This is a genomic window from Sphingobacteriaceae bacterium (assembly GCA_016715905.1).
In the GTDB taxonomy this organism is placed as follows: Bacteria; Bacteroidota; Bacteroidia; order B-17B0; family Aurantibacillaceae; genus Aurantibacillus.
The window spans coordinates 498,299-516,328 of sequence record JADJXI010000004.1 but is presented as its reverse complement, the minus strand read 5'-3'; the positions used below and the strand labels follow the sequence as shown (position 1 = coordinate 516,328).

16 protein-coding genes are annotated in these 18,030 nt (G+C 34.5%); 7 read left to right on the top strand and 9 right to left on the bottom strand.

Annotation, left to right across the window (positions count from 1 at the left end):
* Positions 1-9 precede the first annotated feature (9 nt).
* Positions 10-1,851 carry an ABC transporter ATP-binding protein gene (locus tag IPM51_06485; GenBank protein MBK9283954.1) on the bottom strand — a complete coding sequence of 614 codons (1,842 nt, stop codon included), beginning with the start codon at positions 1,849-1,851 and terminating at the stop codon, positions 10-12.
* 75 nt (positions 1,852-1,926) lie between these two features.
* On the opposite strand from IPM51_06485, the gene rbfA reads away from it, so the two are divergent.
* Positions 1,927-2,265 (top strand): 30S ribosome-binding factor RbfA, encoded by a 339-nt coding sequence (gene rbfA, locus IPM51_06480; GenBank protein ID MBK9283953.1) that lies wholly within the window; start codon positions 1,927-1,929, stop codon positions 2,263-2,265.
* Between the two features lie 36 nt (positions 2,266-2,301).
* Positions 2,302-3,480, top strand: a complete 1,179-nt coding sequence (locus tag IPM51_06475; GenBank protein ID MBK9283952.1) for an ABC transporter permease — start codon at positions 2,302-2,304, stop codon at positions 3,478-3,480.
* Here the strand turns inward: IPM51_06475 and IPM51_06470 are convergent.
* From IPM51_06470 to IPM51_06460, 3 genes are read right to left on the bottom strand one after another with little or no spacing between them, the layout of a single operon-like run.
* Positions 3,477-3,944 (bottom strand): GNAT family N-acetyltransferase, encoded by a 468-nt coding sequence (locus IPM51_06470; GenBank protein ID MBK9283951.1) that lies wholly within the window; start codon positions 3,942-3,944, stop codon positions 3,477-3,479. The genes IPM51_06475 and IPM51_06470 overlap by 4 nt on opposite strands.
* Positions 3,941-4,294, bottom strand: coding sequence for a hypothetical protein (locus tag IPM51_06465; GenBank protein ID MBK9283950.1), 354 nt, complete (start codon positions 4,292-4,294; stop codon positions 3,941-3,943). The genes IPM51_06470 and IPM51_06465 overlap by 4 nt, the downstream gene beginning before the upstream one ends.
* Positions 4,291-4,602 (bottom strand): (2Fe-2S) ferredoxin domain-containing protein, encoded by a 312-nt coding sequence (locus IPM51_06460; protein ID MBK9283949.1) that lies wholly within the window; start codon positions 4,600-4,602, stop codon positions 4,291-4,293. Before IPM51_06460 ends, IPM51_06465 begins: the two co-directional genes overlap by 4 nt.
* A 19-nt stretch (positions 4,603-4,621) precedes the next feature.
* On the opposite strand from IPM51_06460, the gene IPM51_06455 reads away from it, so the two are divergent.
* Positions 4,622-5,521, top strand: a complete 900-nt coding sequence (locus IPM51_06455; GenBank protein ID MBK9283948.1) for a TIGR01777 family protein — start codon at positions 4,622-4,624, stop codon at positions 5,519-5,521.
* Here IPM51_06455 and IPM51_06450 read toward each other — a convergent pair.
* A complete protein-coding gene (locus IPM51_06450) occupies positions 5,518-6,273 on the bottom strand; it encodes a biotin--[acetyl-CoA-carboxylase] ligase (GenBank protein ID MBK9283947.1) in 756 nt (251 codons plus the stop codon). The genes IPM51_06455 and IPM51_06450 overlap by 4 nt on opposite strands.
* Positions 6,274-6,348: 75 nt before the next feature.
* Between IPM51_06450 and rsfS the strand changes: the two genes are divergently transcribed.
* Positions 6,349-6,936 (top strand): ribosome silencing factor, encoded by a 588-nt coding sequence (gene rsfS / locus IPM51_06445; protein MBK9283946.1) that lies wholly within the window; start codon positions 6,349-6,351, stop codon positions 6,934-6,936.
* Between the two features lie 20 nt (positions 6,937-6,956).
* Positions 6,957-9,071 carry an ATP-dependent zinc metalloprotease FtsH gene (gene ftsH / locus IPM51_06440; GenBank protein ID MBK9283945.1) on the top strand — a complete coding sequence of 705 codons (2,115 nt, stop codon included), beginning with the start codon at positions 6,957-6,959 and terminating at the stop codon, positions 9,069-9,071.
* A 5-nt stretch (positions 9,072-9,076) separates the two neighbouring features.
* Here ftsH and IPM51_06435 read toward each other — a convergent pair whose 3' ends face one another.
* Positions 9,077-10,126: a dipeptide epimerase gene (locus IPM51_06435; protein ID MBK9283944.1), complete on the bottom strand. Its 1,050-nt coding sequence runs from the start codon at positions 10,124-10,126 to the stop codon at positions 9,077-9,079.
* A 111-nt stretch (positions 10,127-10,237) separates the two neighbouring features.
* Here IPM51_06435 and pdhA point away from each other — a divergent pair, with 111 nt between their 5' ends.
* A complete protein-coding gene (gene pdhA / locus IPM51_06430; GenBank protein MBK9283943.1) occupies positions 10,238-11,251 on the top strand; it encodes a pyruvate dehydrogenase (acetyl-transferring) E1 component subunit alpha in 1,014 nt (337 codons plus the stop codon).
* Between the two features lie 67 nt (positions 11,252-11,318).
* A complete protein-coding gene (locus IPM51_06425; GenBank protein MBK9283942.1) occupies positions 11,319-12,920 on the top strand; it encodes a pyruvate dehydrogenase complex dihydrolipoamide acetyltransferase in 1,602 nt (533 codons plus the stop codon).
* Between the two features lie 3 nt (positions 12,921-12,923).
* On the opposite strand, the gene IPM51_06420 is transcribed toward IPM51_06425, so the two are convergent.
* Genes IPM51_06420 through IPM51_06410 form a run of 3 tightly spaced genes read right to left on the bottom strand, consistent with a single transcriptional unit; the run spans position 12,924 to position 18,028 of the window.
* Positions 12,924-13,970: a PorP/SprF family type IX secretion system membrane protein gene (locus tag IPM51_06420; protein ID MBK9283941.1), complete on the bottom strand. Its 1,047-nt coding sequence runs from the start codon at positions 13,968-13,970 to the stop codon at positions 12,924-12,926.
* Positions 13,970-17,569 carry a gliding motility-associated C-terminal domain-containing protein gene (locus IPM51_06415; GenBank protein ID MBK9283940.1) on the bottom strand — a complete coding sequence of 1,200 codons (3,600 nt, stop codon included), beginning with the start codon at positions 17,567-17,569 and terminating at the stop codon, positions 13,970-13,972. Before IPM51_06415 ends, IPM51_06420 begins: the two co-directional genes overlap by 1 nt.
* The gene (locus IPM51_06410) at positions 17,570-18,028 is read right to left on the bottom strand and encodes a hypothetical protein (protein ID MBK9283939.1); all 459 of its coding nucleotides are present in this window, start codon (positions 18,026-18,028) and stop codon (positions 17,570-17,572) included.
* Positions 18,029-18,030 lie beyond the last annotated feature (2 nt).

The following is an 18,030-nucleotide window of genomic DNA, read 5'->3' as shown; positions in this document are numbered from 1 at the left end:
TAATAAAAATTATTTAAAACTTTGCATCTCACACAATTTACTATAAGTTCCTTTCGCTTGTAATAATTGATTGTGTGTACCTCTTTCAATTATTTCACCTTTATTTAAAACAATTATTTCATCGGCATTCATGATTGTAGATAATCTATGTGCAATAACGATGCTGGTTCGGTTTTTCATTAAGTTACTTAAAGCTTCCTGCACCAATTTTTCGCTTTCTGTATCTAGTGCCGAGGTAGCCTCATCTAATATTAATATCTGAGGATCTTTTAAAACCGCTCGTGCAATACTAATTCTTTGGCGTTGCCCTCCACTTAGTTTTCCTCCTCGGTCACCTATATTGGTTTGGTAACCGCCTGATAATTGCGAAATAAATTCATGGGCGTTGGCTATTTTGGCTGCATTTTCGATTTTTTCCGGTGTTACATTTTGTAATCCAAAAGAAATATTGGCGGCAACTGTATCATTAAAAAGCATACTTTCTTGTGTTACCACGCCAATTAAATTGCGTAATGAAGCGAGTTGCAGGTTTTTAATATTTTGGCCATCTATACAAATTTCACCACTATCACAATCGTAAAAGCGAGGTAACATATCTGCCATCGTTGTTTTACCGCTTCCGCTCTGCCCTACCAATGCTATTGTTTTTCCTTTTGGAATGTTCAGGTTGATGTTTTTTAAAACATAACCGGTATCCCCTTTGGTGTATTTAAAACTTACATTTTTGTATTCGATATTAATATCAAAATTCTTTTTAATTACAGCATTCTGTGTTTCGTGAATGATTAAATCTGCTTTTAATATTTTATCAATGCGCTCTTCACTGGCTACTCCTTTTTGAATATTGTTGTACGAAGTGGTAATTTGTTTAATGGGTGGAATTAATTGAGATGCCAAACCGAAATAGGTAATAAACAAGGCTGCTGTTAATTCTCCAGTAAATACCATTTTACCGCCGATAAATAAAATCAGCATTAGGATGCCAGTAACTATCACTTCTGTTAAGGGTGAAGCTAAATCTGTTTTGCGATAAACTTTCACTGATTGCCTGAAATACTGATCATTTTGTTCTCCGAATTTATTGCGCATATTTTTTTCAGAATTAAATGCCTTAATTACTTTAAGCGCACCCAAAGTTTCTTCAATTATACTAATTAAACTACCTAATGTTTCTTTTGTCTTTCTCGCTGCGTTCTTTAAGCTTTTACCTAAAATAGCAATTACCAAGGCTGCAATGGGTAATAAAACTATAATGTAAATTGTAAGTTTTATACTGATGATTAACATCAATGTAAATAAGATGACCACAGTTAAGGGTTCTCTAAAAATCATTTCCAGCGTTTGCATGATGCTCCATTCAATTTCTTGAACATCACTGGTCATTCTGCTCATGATATCACCTTTCTTTTCTTCGCTAAAATAACTTAGTGGCAAATCTATAATTTTGGCGTACAATTTATTTCTGAGGTCGCGCACTACTCCATTTCGGATTGGCGCTATAAAATACATGGCAAAGTAGCGGCATATATTTTTTAAAAACGTTAGTATTACCACGGCTAAACATATAACCAGCAATGCACCACCTTTAGAATACCCAATTATTAATAAGGCTAAATAATAATTTGGCGCTGTTTTTAAGTACTCTGATGAAAGAGAAAATTCAGGCGGACCCTTAAGCACCATGAATCCAATATCAATTAAATCAGTTTTAAATAATAATTCTAAAAAAGGCGCTATTAAAGCCAAAGTTGCTGCTGAAAAAAGTGAAAACAGTATATTAAATAAAATGTTTAGTAAGGTATATCCCTTGTAATTACCCGTATATTTTAATACTGAAAACAGCTTTTTCATCGAAACGAAGATACTAATAACGGAATAAGTAATAATTTATTTTATTAAACAATCCAGGTTGATTATCTTTAAAAAATGGAAAGTGTACGTCAGCAAAAAGTAAATAAGCTCATTCAAAAGGAATTGGCTGAAATTTTCAGAGGAAATGCCAAAAGTATGTTTGGTGGGTCTTTTATTACCGTAACGGTAGTAAGAATTAGTCCGGATTTAGGTCACGCTAAAGTTTATTTGAGTATAATGGCTACCAAAGATAAAGACGCAATTTTTAAGTTAGTAGAGGCACAAAGCGCTGTGATTAGAAAAAAATTAGGGAATATTGTTGGAAAACAGTTGAGGATTGTACCTGAATTAAGTTTTTTCATTGATGACTCCTTAGATTATGCCCTAAAAATAGATGCGCTTCTTAAAAAGTAAGGTCTGAATTTCTCATTATACATAGCTAAAAGATATTTGATTTCCAAGAAATCGAATAATGCGATTAATTTAATTAGCTGGATAAGCATTGTGGCCATTGCAGTTACAACTGCATCCTTAGTTGTTATTCTTTCGGCTATGAATGGATTAACCGGTACTGTAGCCGACCTATACAATGCTTTTGAGCCGGATATAAAAATTGGAGTTAATAAGGGAAAAAACTTTTCGCCTTCAACTTCCCTGTTGGAAAAGATTAAATCGATTAATGGCGTTCAATTTGTTTCATTTACAATAAATGACAAAGCGTTATTGAAATCAAGTGAAAATCAAGTTTTAGTTACAGTGAAAGGAGTAGATTCTAATTTTGCTCATGTCACAAATATTAAAAACGCAATTGTTGATGGGATTTATAATTTAAACAGCACATCCAAAAATAATGTTTTAGTGGGTAATGGCATTGCTACACAATTACAAATAAATTTACGTGAATATAATAATGATTTGAGCTTAATTAGTCCGACTAAAGGAAAAAATGAAAGTTTAAATCCGGAAGATAATCTCACACAAGTTTATTTAGAACCTAGCGGCATTTTCTCGCTCAATGATGAATTTGATTATCAATTTGTTTTTGTAGGTATGCAAACTGCACGTAAGTTATTTGAAATATCGGATAAAATTTCATTTATAGAATTGAAATGTGAGCAGGCTAAAGTTGCCGATGTACAAGAAAAATTAAAACAATTGCTGGGTGAAAATTTTGTAGTTAAGAACAGATATGAGTTAAATGATATTTTATTTAAGACTTTAGAAACAGAAAAAATGGCCACTTTTTTAATATTGGCCTTCATAATGATTATTGCAACTTTTAATATCATTGGTGCGTTAACCATGCTAATAATCGAAAAACAAAAAGATATTAAAACTCTATTTAGCATGGGCGCTTCCTTGTCGTTAATTCGGAATATTTTTATGCGCGAAGGTTTTTTAATCACAGGAATAGGTACAGCGCTGGGGTTATTATTGGGTCTACTGGTTTGCTGGCTCCAAATGGAATTTCATTTGGTAAAATTTGGCGATGAGTTTGTAATCCCTTATTACCCTATTAAAATTCAGCTACAGGATTTTGTTTGGATTTTCGGATTAATAATGCTCATTGGTTTTTTTGCGGCTTTATACCCCGTTCGAATTTTCACTAAAAAGGATTTACTTCATTAAGCAGTAAAATTTTGTAATTGATCAAAGGTAAGTTTACAATTTATCCATTCTCCATCCAAATTGGTGTTGTATTTTTTATAGAAAACTATGGCCGGTTCATTCCAATCTAAAACCTGCCACTCCATTCTTCTTACCTTGAGTTCCTTGGCAACTTTTGCTACTTCATTAAATAATAATTGACCATAACCCTTTCCCCTTTCTTTTTCGGTGACAATGATATCTTCTAAAAATAAGCATTTACCTTTCCAGGTAGAGTATTTAAAGTAATAGAGCGCTAATCCAACAATTCGATGATCTGTTTCTAATACAAAAAAATCATAAATATTTTCCTGTTCGGGTCCCCACTTTTCCATTTCATTTACAGTAACCTCTACTTCATTTGGCTCTTTTTCAAAACGGGCTAATTCTTTTACTAACTCTAATACTTGAGGTAAATCATTGTTATTGCCTTTTCTTATTTTCATTTGGAGAATTTTATTTTTAATACCACTTTTTGAAGTATTCTTTTAAAAATTAGTTGAGTAAGGTGTTCCCCTTTTATTTGCTCGATTTCAAAATTTGTTTGTTTAGTTGATATTTCAGGTATATCAATTCTATACAGCAACTCTTGTAATTGAGAAAAACTAAGTTTATTTATTAGTACTCTTACAGCATCAAAAACATCATTGAGGTTTGCTTGTTCATTCAAATTATTTTCCAATTCTATTCGGCTCATAGCCAAATCTTTTTTTAACTGAATAATAAAATTAGTTAAGAGTAAATCTTTATTAATCCCTTGCTGTACAGCTTTATTTATTTCTAAATCAAGACTCATTTCTTTTTCAATAGCAATCGCTCAACAGGTACATTGTTTACAAGATGTGACTGAATAATTTCATCTACATCCGCTAAAGTAACACCAACATAAAAAATTCCTTCGGGATAAATGGCCACAGTTGGACCAAAATCACAAATACCCAAACATCCGCACCTGCTGGTTCTTATATTGGTATTTAATAACTGATCTTTAATTTTTTTCTTAAATGCAGCTGTTAGTTCAAGTCCGTGTTTTTCGCCACAGCTTAAACGTTCATTATTTTTTCTTTCGTTTGTACAAATAAATACATGTTTATCGTATATCATTCTTTTATAGCTTTGTGTAATGGCAAAGATATTAATTACAGGCGGAAGTGGACTAATAGGAAGAGCCCTAAGTGCTAAACTTTTAATAAATGGGCATCAGGTGGTGTGGTTAAGCAGAACACCCGGTAAATGGAAGGGTATTGATATTTTTAAATGGGACCCCAAAAAAAGTTTTATAGATACCGATAGTTTAAGCGATATAACTCATGTAATAAACCTTGCGGGCACTTCAATTGCTGCTAAAAGATGGACCCGTTCATTTAAATCAGAAATTCTTGAATCCCGAATAAATGCAGCGGAATTACTTCTGGATGAAATAGTAAAGTCGGGCATAAAAGTTGAGAAATTTATTGGAATTTCGGCAGTAGGAATATATGGAATAAATAACAGTAAATTAGTATTGAATGAAGAAGCTCCGGTTGGTGATGATTTTTTAGCTCAAACTTGCTTAAAATGGGAAAAGGTGTATCAGAAATATATGGCTGCAGGTATTCCAACAAGTATTCTTAGGGTCGGAGTTGTTTTAGATAAGAATGGGGGAATTTTTCCTCAACTCCAAAAATCCGGAAAATTTGGGCTTGGAATTTATTTTGAAAATGGTCAGTCCTTATCATGGATTCATGTAGATGATTTATGCGAAATGTTTTTGTTTTTATTGAATGATAAAACCAATTCTATATTTAATGCCACAGCGGAAAATGTTACTTATGCTGAATTAACTAATAATTTGTTGGCTGGAAAAGGCGGTTTACAGGTTAAAATTAACGTACCTAAATTTTTGATTAAAATTTTACTTGGCGAAAAGTCAAACTTACTTTTACAAGGGCCGAAAATAGATAACCGGAAAATTAAGAATTATGGTTTCAAGTTTAAATACGAATCTTTGTATGCCGCAATTAATCAGTTGCTAAATAATTAATGCCATTTAATTTCTTTCACATCAAAGCTTTTCATTTCTCCGTTTTCATCTGTCAAATTCAATAAGCCGCTTTCACTTACCCCTGTTATTTTATAGTTTTTCAGCAAACCATTTATTTCGAAGTTGGAGAACTCATTTATTTTATAAAGTGCATGATGATATTTTCCGTTAATAACTTGCTGTTTTCCATTGCGCAACAATAAATAGTATTTTTCTATTTGGGCGAACAAAAGTGGCATTAATACTTTTAAATCAAAAGATTGATTGCAAAGATTGGAAAGTGAAGTTGCATTTAAACGTTCATCAAATTGTGTTTGATTAACATTAATTCCTATCCCAATTACACTTTGTTCAATACGTTTATTCGCCACAATATTTTCAATCAATATTCCGGCAATTTTTTTGGAATTGATGTAAATATCATTCGGCCACTTGATTTTAATGTCAATTTGACGATTAACTACAATTTGCGACATAAAGTCATGCAAAGCCAAGGCTACAAATTGATATAAATAATATTGATTTTGAATACTTAAAAAGCTTGGTTTAAAGATTACCGAAAGAATTAAATTGCTATCTTTTTCACTGTGCCAAGCATTCCCTCTTTGTCCCTTTCCATTTGTTTGATGGTTTGTGTGAATCACAGTTCCCTCTGATACCTTAACGTTCTTTAACAGGTTAATGGCATAAGAATTGGTACTCTCTACCTTAGGTAAATAAATGACATTTCTTCCAACAAATAAAGTATCCATATTTGACAAAAAGGTTAAATTTGTTGTTTACTTTTACGTACTAAATTTAACTAAAAGAGCGCATTAAAAACAAATATGGCCAAAAAAGCAATAAAAAAATCGGCTTCTTTAAAAAAGACAAAAATCACTAAGGCGGCGCCCAAAGCAAAAGCAAAAAAAAGTGCAGTCAAAAAATCTTCGGTTAAAAAGAAAGCAACGGTTAAAAAGGTAATAACAGAGAAAGAACGAGAGATAAGAGCTGCAAATCTTATTGCTAATTCTGAAAAGAAAAAGACAAAAACTGCAACGAAAAGACCAAAACGTACTTTAACCAATGCGCAGTCGCAAGGCTTACTCAGTGCCATTATTGAGGGAATGAAAGAGAAGAAGGCTAAGAACATAGCCGTACTTAATTTATCAAAAATTGAAAGTCGGGTAAGTGACTTTTTTGTGATATGCGACGCCGATAGTAAAATACATGTTGAATCGATTGCCGATAGTGTAGAAGAAATTGTAGAAAAACTTACCGGTGAAAGAGCTTACCACAGCGAAGGCCAAGGAAACAGTGAATGGATATTAATCGATTATGTCAATATTGTTGTACATGTATTTCTGCGCGAAGCACGTGAACATTACAACTTGGAAGCTTTGTGGGGCGATGCAGAAATGGAACTAATTAATTAAAATTAAGAGTAGATTCAATTATGAGTGAAGATAAATATAAAGAACCTTCAAACGATCAAAAAGGAAATTCGCAGGAAGAGGAGAGAAAAAAACAATTCGAAAGAATGAAGGAGAAATTCGGGAAACAGAATAGTCCTTTTGGGGGTGGTAATAAAGGAAACAGTGGAAATAATTTTTATTGGATTTATGGTATCGTTATCGCCGTTTTACTATTTATAGTTTTTTACGGAAACAATTTCAATTCTAAATTAATTCCAACAACGCAAGGTGAATTTTATCAAAATATGCTTGCGAAAGGCGATGTTAGAGCAGTTGTTATTGTGAATAAAAGTTTTGCCCGAATTTCAATTGATCCTGATTCAGCAGCTATTTCTGATCGTTATAAAAACAAATCAGGTAATGGTCAGGCTTATTTCCCAAATAGAAATTATAAAGGCCCGCATTATGTAGTTACCATCCCTTCTATTGATAATTTTTTAACGGGTATGGAGAAAGTGCAAAATGAAGCCGGAATTCCGAAAAACAAACAGGTTTTTGCCGATAGCATCGAAGAAACAAATTGGATGAGTGATCAATTACCTTGGTTATTACCTATTTTAATTATGGTAGTGCTTTGGATTGTGATGATGCGTAGAATGAGTGGCGGGAGCGGAAGTGGCGGCCCGGGTGCAATATTCAACATTGGAAAATCAAAAGCACAATTATTTGATAAGGATACACATGTTACCACCACATTTAATGATGTAGCCGGATTAGATGGGGCCAAAATGGAAATTATGGAAATTGTAGATTTCCTTAAAAACCCAAAAAAATATACCGATTTAGGTGCTAAGATTCCTAAAGGAGCATTACTTGTAGGACCTCCGGGTACAGGTAAAACTTTATTAGCAAAAGCAGTAGCCGGAGAAGCAAAAGTTCCGTTCTTTTCTTTAAGTGGATCTGACTTTGTTGAGATGTTTGTGGGTGTTGGTGCCAGTCGTGTAAGAGATTTATTTCGTCAGGCTAAGGAAAAAGCACCTTGTATTATTTTTATTGATGAAATTGATGCCATCGGTAGAGCAAGGGGTAAAAGTATATCCGCAGGTTCAAATGATGAACGTGAGAATACTTTAAACCAACTCTTAACTGAAATGGATGGTTTTGGCACCAATAGTGGTGTAATTATTTTAGCGGCAACCAATCGAGCCGATATTTTAGATAGAGCTTTATTAAGAGCCGGAAGATTTGATCGACAGATTTATGTAGATATGCCGGATTTAAATGAGCGTAAAGAAATTTTCCAGGTTCATTTGAAAAAAATTAAAATTGATGATACCGTTAATATTGAATTTTTAGCCCGACAAACACCCGGTTTCAGTGGAGCTGATATTGCCAATATTTGTAATGAAGCTGCTTTAATAGCAGCCCGATCTAACAAAAAAACGGTTACCAAACAAGATTTTTTAGATGCTGTGGATAGAATTATTGCCGGATTAGAAAAGAAAAATAAAATCATAACTAAGAATGAAAAACGAGTAATTGCTTTCCATGAAGCCGGACATGCAACAGTAAGTTGGATGTTGGAGCACGCAAGCCCACTTGTTAAAGTGACTATTGTACCGCGCGGTCGTTCATTAGGAGCAGCCTGGTATTTGCCCGAAGAAAGACAAATAACCACAGCTGCACAAATCATGGATGAAATGTGTGCCGCACTTGGAGGAAGAGTAGCTGAAGAAATTGCCTTTGGTCAAGTTAGTACAGGTGCTTTAAGTGATTTGGAAAAAATCACCAAGCAAGCCTACGCTTCCATTGTTTATTATGGCTTAAATGATAAAATTGGAAACATCAGTTATTACGACAGTTCCGGACAAAGTGAATATTCATTTGGTAAACCATACAGTGAGAATACTGCAAAATCTATTGATGAAGAGGTGAAAAAGATGGTTGATATTGCTTATGCCCGAACCAAACAAATTTTAACGGTGAACAAAGATAAATTAACTTTACTTGCTGAAAAATTATTGGAAAAAGAAGTTATTTTTAAAGAAGATTTAGAGGATATATTTGGTAAACGTCCGTTCGAAAAACCCGAAGAAAATTTTAAAAAGGAAGAAATAAAACCGGAGGATAACCCTACTCCACCAACTTTAGAGTAATAAATTTAACTCCGATTAATAAAAAGATCGGAGTTTTTTTTTGGCCAAACACCAATTCCGATTTTGTTTTCCAATATCAGTTCTCCATTTATATAAGTGATACCATTAAATGGGTCATTGTTTATTAAATGTGGTGCGTCTAAGTCAATATAATCTGCAAATGACGCTAACTGTGCCATAGCAGCGGTAGCACATGAACTCTCTGCCATACAACCCAACATAATTTTTAAGTTTTTTGTTTTAGCAAAATTAATTAGGTCAATTGCTTCTTGAATTCCTCCACATTTCATTAATTTAATATTGATGCCATGAAAAGCAAAATATTGATTTTTGCAATCTTCCAAATTTCGAATACTTTCGTCGGCTATAATAGGCAAAGCACTTTTTTCTTTAAGTATAGCCATTTGCTCCAGGTTATTTTTAGGTAAAGGTTGTTCAACCAATAAAACATTTCTTTCCTTTAACCAATGTGTCATTTCTATTGCGTTATCCAAGTTATTCCAACCTTGGTTAGCATCAACGTATAATGGTTTATCGGTTAAGCTGCGAATAAAAGTTATCAATTCTTTATCATTTTCCCCGCCAATTTTCACTTTCAAAATTTTAAAATCCCTAGCCTCGTTTAATTTTATTTCTAACTTTTTATAATCGTCCAATCCAATCGTTGCACTGGTAACAATGCAAGTTTTGGCTTCAATATTCAATAATTGTCGCAAGCTTTTTCCTTCCGTTTTCCCTTTCAAATCATAAAAAGCAATACTTAACGCGGCCTTAGCTGCTTGTAAACCTGATACAGCCTTCAGTTTAGTTTTTAAGTAGATATCAAGTTCAACTAAAGATTTAATTGAGTTAATGTCACTATGTATACTTTGGTAAAAAGCTAAGGTATTTTCTACTGTTTCACCCAAATAAACAGGCATACACGCTTCACCATACCCAATAAATTCTCCCATTTGTAAGCTAACAAAAACGGTTGGAGTGTGGGTTCTTTTATTACCCGAAACGCCAAAAGCATGTTTAAACTCGAGTAAAAAGGAGACGAAATGGAGCCGCATGCTAAAAATCAATAGATTTTACAAATAAAGTCATTTTTAAAGGCATTTTATATAATGACAGGTCTTAGTTTTTATCAATTTTCTGTTATTTTTGTAACATTAATAATTCGTATGGGCAAAACCTTAACCGATAAAAAACTAAAATTCACCAAAGAGCAATACCTTAAATGGTATGAGTCGATGCTTTTGATGAGAAAATTTGAAGAAAAAACTGGACAAGTTTATGTTCAACAAAAAATTAAAGGTTTTTGCCACTTATATATTGGACAAGAAGCTATTGTTGCCGGAACTGTTAGTGCTACCAAAAAAGAAGATAAACATATTACTGCCTATAGAGATCATGCACATCCTATTGGCTTAGGATTACATCCCAAGTATGTAATGGCTGAAATGTATGCTAAAATTACGGGATGCAGTAAAGGAAAAGGTGGAAGTATGCATATTTTCAGCAAAGAACATAATTTTGTTGGCGGACATGGAATAGTTGGTGGACAAATTCCTTTAGGTGCTGGTATTGCATTTGCAGAAAAATATTTAGGTACTAACAATGTTTGTATCTGTAGCATGGGTGATGGAGCTGTTCGCCAAGGTGCACTTCACGAAGCATTTAACATGGCCATGACCTGGAAATTACCTGTAGTATTTATTGTTGAAAATAACATGTATGCCATGGGAACTTCAGTAGAAAGAACCAGTAATGTACATGATTTATGGAAGTTGGGTTTAGCATACGACATGCCTAGTAAACCGGTTGATGGTTTAACGGTAGAAGCCGTTCATGATGCTATTGAAGAAGCGGTGGCTAGAGCCCGTAGAGGTGACGGCCCTACTTTTTTAGAGATGAAAACTTATCGTTACAAAGGTCACAGTATGAGCGATGCTCAAACGTACCGGACAAAAGACGAGGTTAAAGAATTTCAGAAACAAGATCCCATTGAAAAAGTTTTGGATACTTTAAAAACAAATAAATGGATTACCGATAAACAGATTGAAGAAATTGAAAATAAGGTAAAAGATATAGTTGATGAAAGTATAAAATTTGCGGAAGAAAGTCCATATCCGGAACCGGAAGAATTGTATAAGGATGTTTATGCTGATGAAAATTATCCTTTTATCGAATTATAAAATATTTTAGTGTTAGATTTTAGATAAAAAATCTTTAATCCAATAATCAAAAATCTTAAATAAAGAAATGGCTGAAATAGTTAAAATGCCCAAACTTAGTGATACCATGACCGAAGGTGTTGTTGCAAAATGGCATAAAAAGGTTGGTGATAAAGTAAAAAGTGGAGATTTATTGGCGGATATAGAAACCGATAAAGCTACCATGGAATTTGAAAGTTATCAGGATGGGGTTTTATTACACATTGGCATTCCTGAAAAAGGCACTGCTCCGGTAGATTCTCTTTTGGCTATTTTAGGAAAAGAAGGTGAAGATATTACAGCCCTTTTAAAGGAAACTAACAAAGTAAGCAATGGGGTTGCTCAAAAAGAAGAAAAGACAAACGTTGTTACTGCTTCACCAAAAGTGAGCGCATTACCTGCTACAGTACAAATAGTTCGTATGCCAAAATTAAGCGATACAATGACAGAAGGAGTAATTGCAAAATGGCATAAAAAAGAAGGTGATAAAGTAAAGAGCGGAGAACTTTTAGCAGATATAGAAACAGATAAAGCAACTATGGAATTTGAAAGTTTCCAAGATGGAGTTTTATTACACAAAGGTATTGAGGAAGGAAAAAGTATAGCCGTTGACGCGGTAATAGCCATCTTAGGTAAAGGTGATGAAAATGTGAAAGAAATTATTGCCGCAGTTGCAGCAATGGGTAATACCAAAACTCAGGAAACTGTTGCTTCAGAAAATACAAAAACAACTGCAATACCCGAAAATAAAAAACCAATTCAAAACCCCGTTAAAAATTCGGCGACATCAATACTCAATGGCGGCCGTGTAAAAGCATCACCATTAGCAAAGGCATTAGCAAAAGAAAAAGGAATTGATATTAGAGAAGTTAAAGGTTCTGCTGAGAATGGCAGGATTACTAAAGCCGATATAGAAAATTATAAAGGCGGCAGTGGTTCAGGTAAACAATATTCGTTAGCCAGTGCACAAGAAAGTTTTACAGACGAGCCTGCATCGCAAATGCGTAAGACCATTGCACGTCGTTTATTAGAAAGTAAAAACGGAGCACCTCATTTTTATTTGAATATTGAGGTGGATATGGATAATGCCATTTCAGCAAGGGAGGCCATTAATAAAGTTGGAGAAGTTAAAATTTCATTCAATGACTTGGTGGTTAAAGCTGTTGCATCGGCATTAAAAAAACATCCGCGTGTAAATAGTAGCTGGATGGGCGATAAAATTCGAATTAATCATCACATACATGTTGGGATAGCTATTGCTGTTGAAGACGGATTGTTAGTACCTGTAGTTCGATTTACCGATTACAAAAGTTTAGATCAAATCAGCCTGGAAATAAAAGATTTCGGAAAAAGAGCAAAAGAGAAGAAATTGCAACCAAACGATTGGGAAGGAAATACCTTTACGGTTTCTAACTTGGGTATGTTTGGAATTGAATCTTTCACTTCAATTATTAATTCTCCCGAATCCTGTATTCTATCTGTAGGAACTATTAAACAAGTACCGGTTGTAAAAAATAATCAGGTTGTTCCCGGAAATGTAATGATGTTAACACTGGCTTGCGATCACAGAAGCGTAGATGGCGCTACAGGAGCTGCATTTTTACAGACTTTGAAAATGTATTTGGAAAATCCGGTTACGATTTTTATTTAGACACTAACGGTCATTTTTGCTGCCTTTAGTCCCGCTAAAATCAAATCCCGTACATACCAACGAAAACTCTAATCCACCTCTGAATTTTGAAGCAGCGGTAAATTTCGAAACGTTTACGTCGTAACTAACTCCAATAGTTAAATTTTTCCTGTATTCTATGGCTGTGCTAAATATTACAGCATCTTTCAAACGGTAAAACACACCAAATTGAACAGCAGACGAAATTAAAGTAAAAGTATTTAATAAAACTTTTTCCCTGGTTTGATCTCCAAGCAGTAATTTAATTTTACTTCCTGCAATTATTTCTTGATGTGCACCTTGCCGTGAATACAAAACAGCAGGCATTAATACATAACTACTGCCACTGGGATGGTATTGTAAATTCAAATGCCCTGTATATTTATATTGTAAAGAATTTTTACTTAACAAAAATGCATTTTTTGGTTTGGTAAGATGTGCCATTGCAAACCCACCTTGAAAAATTATTCCACTTTCATGTTGATCAAGGGTATATAACAATCCTGATCCTAAATCAAATTTACCGATGCTGGTTAAAGCAAATCCTTCTCCGGAAGATAATGCGGAATTATATGCTTTGCCATCGTATTGATTGTCCCATTTTAAACCGGCCGGATTTAAATGTTTTTCATAAAACCCTGTTTTAATACCTAAGGTTATTTGATGATGTCTGTTTAACGGAACATGAGCTGCTAAATCAACATTGGCCTGATTGGTTGTAATTTTGGCTAAACCCGATTTATCATTAAAAAGAGAAACGCCATAACCTACATAAACACCTTTTTTCTTTCTGTTTAAATATAATTTGGAATCAAACGCTATGGCAATGGTTTGATATGGATTAATAACACTTTTCCATTGATTTTTGTAATTAACCACTAATCGTATGGGATGACGAATAGCGCCTGCAGTAGCCGGATTAATGAGCAACGGTGATTCTGAAAATTGCGAAAAGTGAATATCTTGGCCGTTTAAAAACTGGATACTTAATAAGTAAAAAACAAGGCAAATTATTTTACTTTTAAATTTCATTATCGAATTAAGGTTACATCTCCTTTTTGTTTTATCTCCTTGTCGTTATTCATTTTAACTATCAGGAAATATGCATAAGTTCCGGGTTCTGCAGGTTTTCCATTTATGGTCCCATCCCACCCCATTAATTTATCTTTTGATTCAAATACTTTACTGCCCCAGCGGTCATAAATTGCAAATTGTAATTCTTTAATTCCATTTCCTCTTACAAATAACACATCGTTTGCCCCATCATTATTCGGTGAAAAAATATCAGGAATGAAAATATCCGTATTTTCAAGTATACAAATCGGTAAAGTAAATTCGTCGGTACAATTCCCTTCATTACTAACTAATAATTTAACGGTATAATTGCCCGGATTTTTAAATTCATGACTAAATCCAACTCCGGGAGAATAGGTTTTTGTGGTTCCATCAAAAGTCCACATCCCACTTGACCCACCATTTGAAAGATCAATAAATGAAACTGTATTCTCATCAAACGGTATACAACTTAAATTAGGGTTTGGAGAAAATAAGGCTTTAATAGCATCGTAACCCGGAATTTTTATGGACGTATCTTTCTTGCATCCTGATGCTGTATTTACAATACTTAATTGATAACTTTTACCGGATGTTCCGGTTAATATACTTCCGGTTTGAACAGGATTCGTATTCCAAGTGTATGAATAATTATCACTTGGCGTTATATTAACCGTTGCTTGGCCATTTAATCCATAACAAACCTTGGGTGTTGTAACAAAGCTCGCATAATAATTAGGAAATACATTTATGGTCACGCTCAAAGTTACAGGGTCAGAACAACCATCTTCTGCTAATACGGTATAGGTTGTAGTCGTATTCGGAATAACATTGTGATTATTAATCGGAATTAATCCATGACTCCAAGTATACGTATAATTAGTTACTGTAGGTAATCCACCTGAAGCTTGTATAGTAAGCTGAGATGATTCACCTAAACACATGGAAGATTTTGTGGAATTAAGTGTTGCTGTAAGTTGTGGATAAACGTTTACTTTAATTGAATCGCGGGTATGACATTGCCCTTCACCAAAAGTATATAACACATAAAAAGAACCTGTTCCTACAACTGATGGATTCATAATATTATTAGTAATTGTGGCTGGAGCTGTTAATGTTCCGTTCGGCGGATTTGTTGTGAATGTAATGTTATTGTCAGTAAAACAATAATTCGCATTTAATCCATTAATATCAGCCGGAATAAATTGATAAACATTGATAACGGCTGAATTACTGCAGGTTAAAGGCGACTTAGGCGAATAACTAACGGTGTACGAATTGCCGGCCAATACTGAACTCGGATCAAATATACCCAAGGTTGGATTGGTTACACCTAATCCTGTCCAATTTAAACCCGGGGGTAACGGAGCAATTACAAATGTAGGATGCGTAGAACATATAGTTCGATCGGCATTGCTTAATATTGATGGATAAACAACCATTTTAACCGAGTCTATACAGCTGTTATTATCGTAATAAACGGTGTGCACTCCGGGACCTGCTGTAGTTGGATTAAAGAAATAATTTGGACCTGATAAACTTACACCCGGCCCGTTATAAACTCCACCAGGTGGGGTATATGTAAAATTAACTAAGTTGTTGCTTAATTGTAATTGACTGCTGCTTTCACAAAAGAAAAGACTATCAGCAGTAATTGCGGTTTGTATAGCTTTCATGGATAAGGTATCTCGACAACCGTTAGTAGCTGTATAAACTAAAATATCAGTATGTGAACTTGTACTGCTAAAAGAAGGATTATATAATCCGGTTGTAGGATTTTGAATAGAACCGGCAGTGATACAACTCCAGGTTCCTCCGGCAGGTGTTGCTGTTGAAGTAGGAATAAAAGGTGGTGCATTTGGACAAGTTGTGGCGCTTGAAGGACTGACATCAATATCTAATACATTAACTTCAAATGTTGCTGAACAACCACTCAATAAGGAGTAAGTTATAATATGTGACCCAACTCCGGCTAAGGAAGGACTAAATTGTCCAAGCACATTATTAGTAATACCTGGGCCAGCTTTTGAATATCGGCCACCAAATGGAGTTATACCATATCCTAAATAAAATCTTGTCCACCATTGTGATTTGCACAAATCAATTGCAACAGTTGGTACAACAATTGCATTAGTAACATTTATTGTTTTTGGAGTTGATGTACATGGACCAACTGTGTATAGTACTGTGAAAGCACCAACAGAAGATGGAGTAAAAACACCGGCAGAACTAATATTGGGATTGCCATACCAAATTCCACCACCTGGCGATCCGCCTGAAACCGTGAAGGGTGGTGCTCCTAAGCAAGCGGCATCAGAACTACCCGCGCTAATTTGGATTACTGTTAATTGAATGGATGTGGTACAATTCCCTACCGTGTAAATAATATTCTTAACTCCCGCCCCTGTACAAGCGGGACAAAAAGTTCCATTTACAGTATTGGTAATTCCGGGACCTGACCAGGTTCCGCCAATAGGAGTTCCAGTTAAATTAAAATTCGGATTAGATTGACAAACTGTAGGATTTGGTACCGGATTTATTTGCGGATCAATGGCGTAAATTGTTCTAGTAATTACAGTTTGTACTAATGAAGAAAGCTCTGTCATCGTACAAGAATAAACAGTAGTTACTGTTGGACAAACTGCATGTGGACCAGCAGTAGGTGGTAATCCCTGATTCCATTGATAAGAAAAATTTAGACAATTAGTGGCGGGACTAACGGCGGTGAGTGTGGCGCTGCAATTGTAAGAACAAACCGTATTGGTTGGTAAAGCTGTAATACTGGCCTGTATAGGACAATCAGAAATAGAAAAAGTATTCACAATATTCAAAAATTTATAGGCACTATCGCAATTATCATGGCGGAATAAAGTTGAATTGACTGTGTAAGTACAATTTTGACTTAGTGGATTCTGTAAAACAACTTGTATTACGTTTGTTGTACCATTATTACATCCAACAGGAATTACCGTTGCGATTCCCGGAGTAATTGGACCATTCACCAAAAAATAATTGTTTTTAACCGAGTCGCAGGCGATTCCGTTACTTGTATTTAAAGTAAACTGAGTTGCATTACATAATGGAATTGCGGCTAAAGATGCTAAAGGTGGGGCTGGTGGGATAGATAAAGAATACCAACCTGCATCCCAACCGTGACCAACCGTGTTTCCATTTTCAGTCCAGTAAACCGTTAAACTTCCTGAAGGTGCAACAATCGGAGGTATTGCGTTAGTTGCAGTAAAAGGTCCGGCAATTAATGGAGCTCCTGTAGTGGCTCCATTATAAAATGAAATAAAATCTCCTGCCTGTATTTGAGTTTGAGCAGGTGAAGGATTAAATGTCATAGTAATTTGACTACCAATAAATATGCAAAATGTATGTGTTGTGGTAGTATTTAATACAGATAAATACGGTTGAGTTGGTCCACCATCATCGTAAAATTTGGCCCGACAATCGGTAACTGTATAAGTTCCGATATTGTGATTAGGAACCTGACCTTTTACTAAAAAAGCAAAAAATAAAAACAGAATTGAAATATTCAATTTTTTAGTAAAAACTGTATTTCTATTTTTTTTCAATTATTTATTAATGGTAATGCTGGGTGAGCTAATTTCATTACTCCAATTTCCGGCTCTGTCTTTTATTTTAATTTTTAATGTGGTAATTTCTGAATTACCCTGACCTAAAAGAAAAAGCGTATTTAATTTAATAGTTACTTCTCCTTCAATCGGAATGTTTTTATCAGAACTGGGAGCAAGTGGTTTTAAATGGTAAGTATCCGGATTTTGCAATCTGGAATCTTTAACTTCTACGGAATGTACTTCAGGAGAAGCGTCTCCTAAATCGCCGTTATTATCTTTGTATTTTATTTTCACGTCAATAAACTGAGAATATTGTGTGAGCGTTGTGGGCGTTACAGAAATTAATTCAATTTCAGGTTCAGGTGCCGGAGCCGGTTCTTCCTTCTTTTTACAAGATTGAAGAAAACTACCCATAATAATTATTCCGGCTACTAATTTAAAATTTGTCTTTTTCATTA

What these genes read in the sequence shown, in the direction of transcription:
- rbfA (MBK9283953.1), top strand. Translation starts at nt 1,927, where the DNA reads ATGGAAAGTGTACGTCAGCAAAAAGTAAATAAGCTCATTCAAAAGGAA.
- IPM51_06460 (MBK9283949.1), bottom strand. Translation starts at nt 4,602, where the DNA reads ATGATATACGATAAACATGTATTTATTTGTACAAACGAAAGAAAAAAT.
- IPM51_06455 (MBK9283948.1), top strand. Translation starts at nt 4,622, where the DNA reads ATGGCAAAGATATTAATTACAGGCGGAAGTGGACTAATAGGAAGAGCC.
- IPM51_06465 (MBK9283950.1), bottom strand. Translation starts at nt 4,294, where the DNA reads ATGAGTCTTGATTTAGAAATAAATAAAGCTGTACAGCAAGGGATTAAT.
- rsfS (MBK9283946.1), top strand. Translation starts at nt 6,349, where the DNA reads ATGGCCAAAAAAGCAATAAAAAAATCGGCTTCTTTAAAAAAGACAAAA.
- pdhA (MBK9283943.1), top strand. Translation starts at nt 10,238, where the DNA reads ATGGGCAAAACCTTAACCGATAAAAAACTAAAATTCACCAAAGAGCAA.
- IPM51_06470 (MBK9283951.1), bottom strand. Translation starts at nt 3,944, where the DNA reads ATGAAAATAAGAAAAGGCAATAACAATGATTTACCTCAAGTATTAGAG.
- IPM51_06450 (MBK9283947.1), bottom strand. Translation starts at nt 6,273, where the DNA reads ATGGATACTTTATTTGTTGGAAGAAATGTCATTTATTTACCTAAGGTA.
- IPM51_06420 (MBK9283941.1), bottom strand. Translation starts at nt 13,970, where the DNA reads ATGAAATTTAAAAGTAAAATAATTTGCCTTGTTTTTTACTTATTAAGT.
- IPM51_06435 (MBK9283944.1), bottom strand. Translation starts at nt 10,126, where the DNA reads ATGCGGCTCCATTTCGTCTCCTTTTTACTCGAGTTTAAACATGCTTTT.
- IPM51_06410 (MBK9283939.1), bottom strand. Translation starts at nt 18,028, where the DNA reads ATGAAAAAGACAAATTTTAAATTAGTAGCCGGAATAATTATTATGGGT.
- IPM51_06485 (MBK9283954.1), bottom strand. Translation starts at nt 1,851, where the DNA reads ATGAAAAAGCTGTTTTCAGTATTAAAATATACGGGTAATTACAAGGGA.
- ftsH (MBK9283945.1), top strand. Translation starts at nt 6,957, where the DNA reads ATGAGTGAAGATAAATATAAAGAACCTTCAAACGATCAAAAAGGAAAT.
- IPM51_06425 (MBK9283942.1), top strand. Translation starts at nt 11,319, where the DNA reads ATGGCTGAAATAGTTAAAATGCCCAAACTTAGTGATACCATGACCGAA.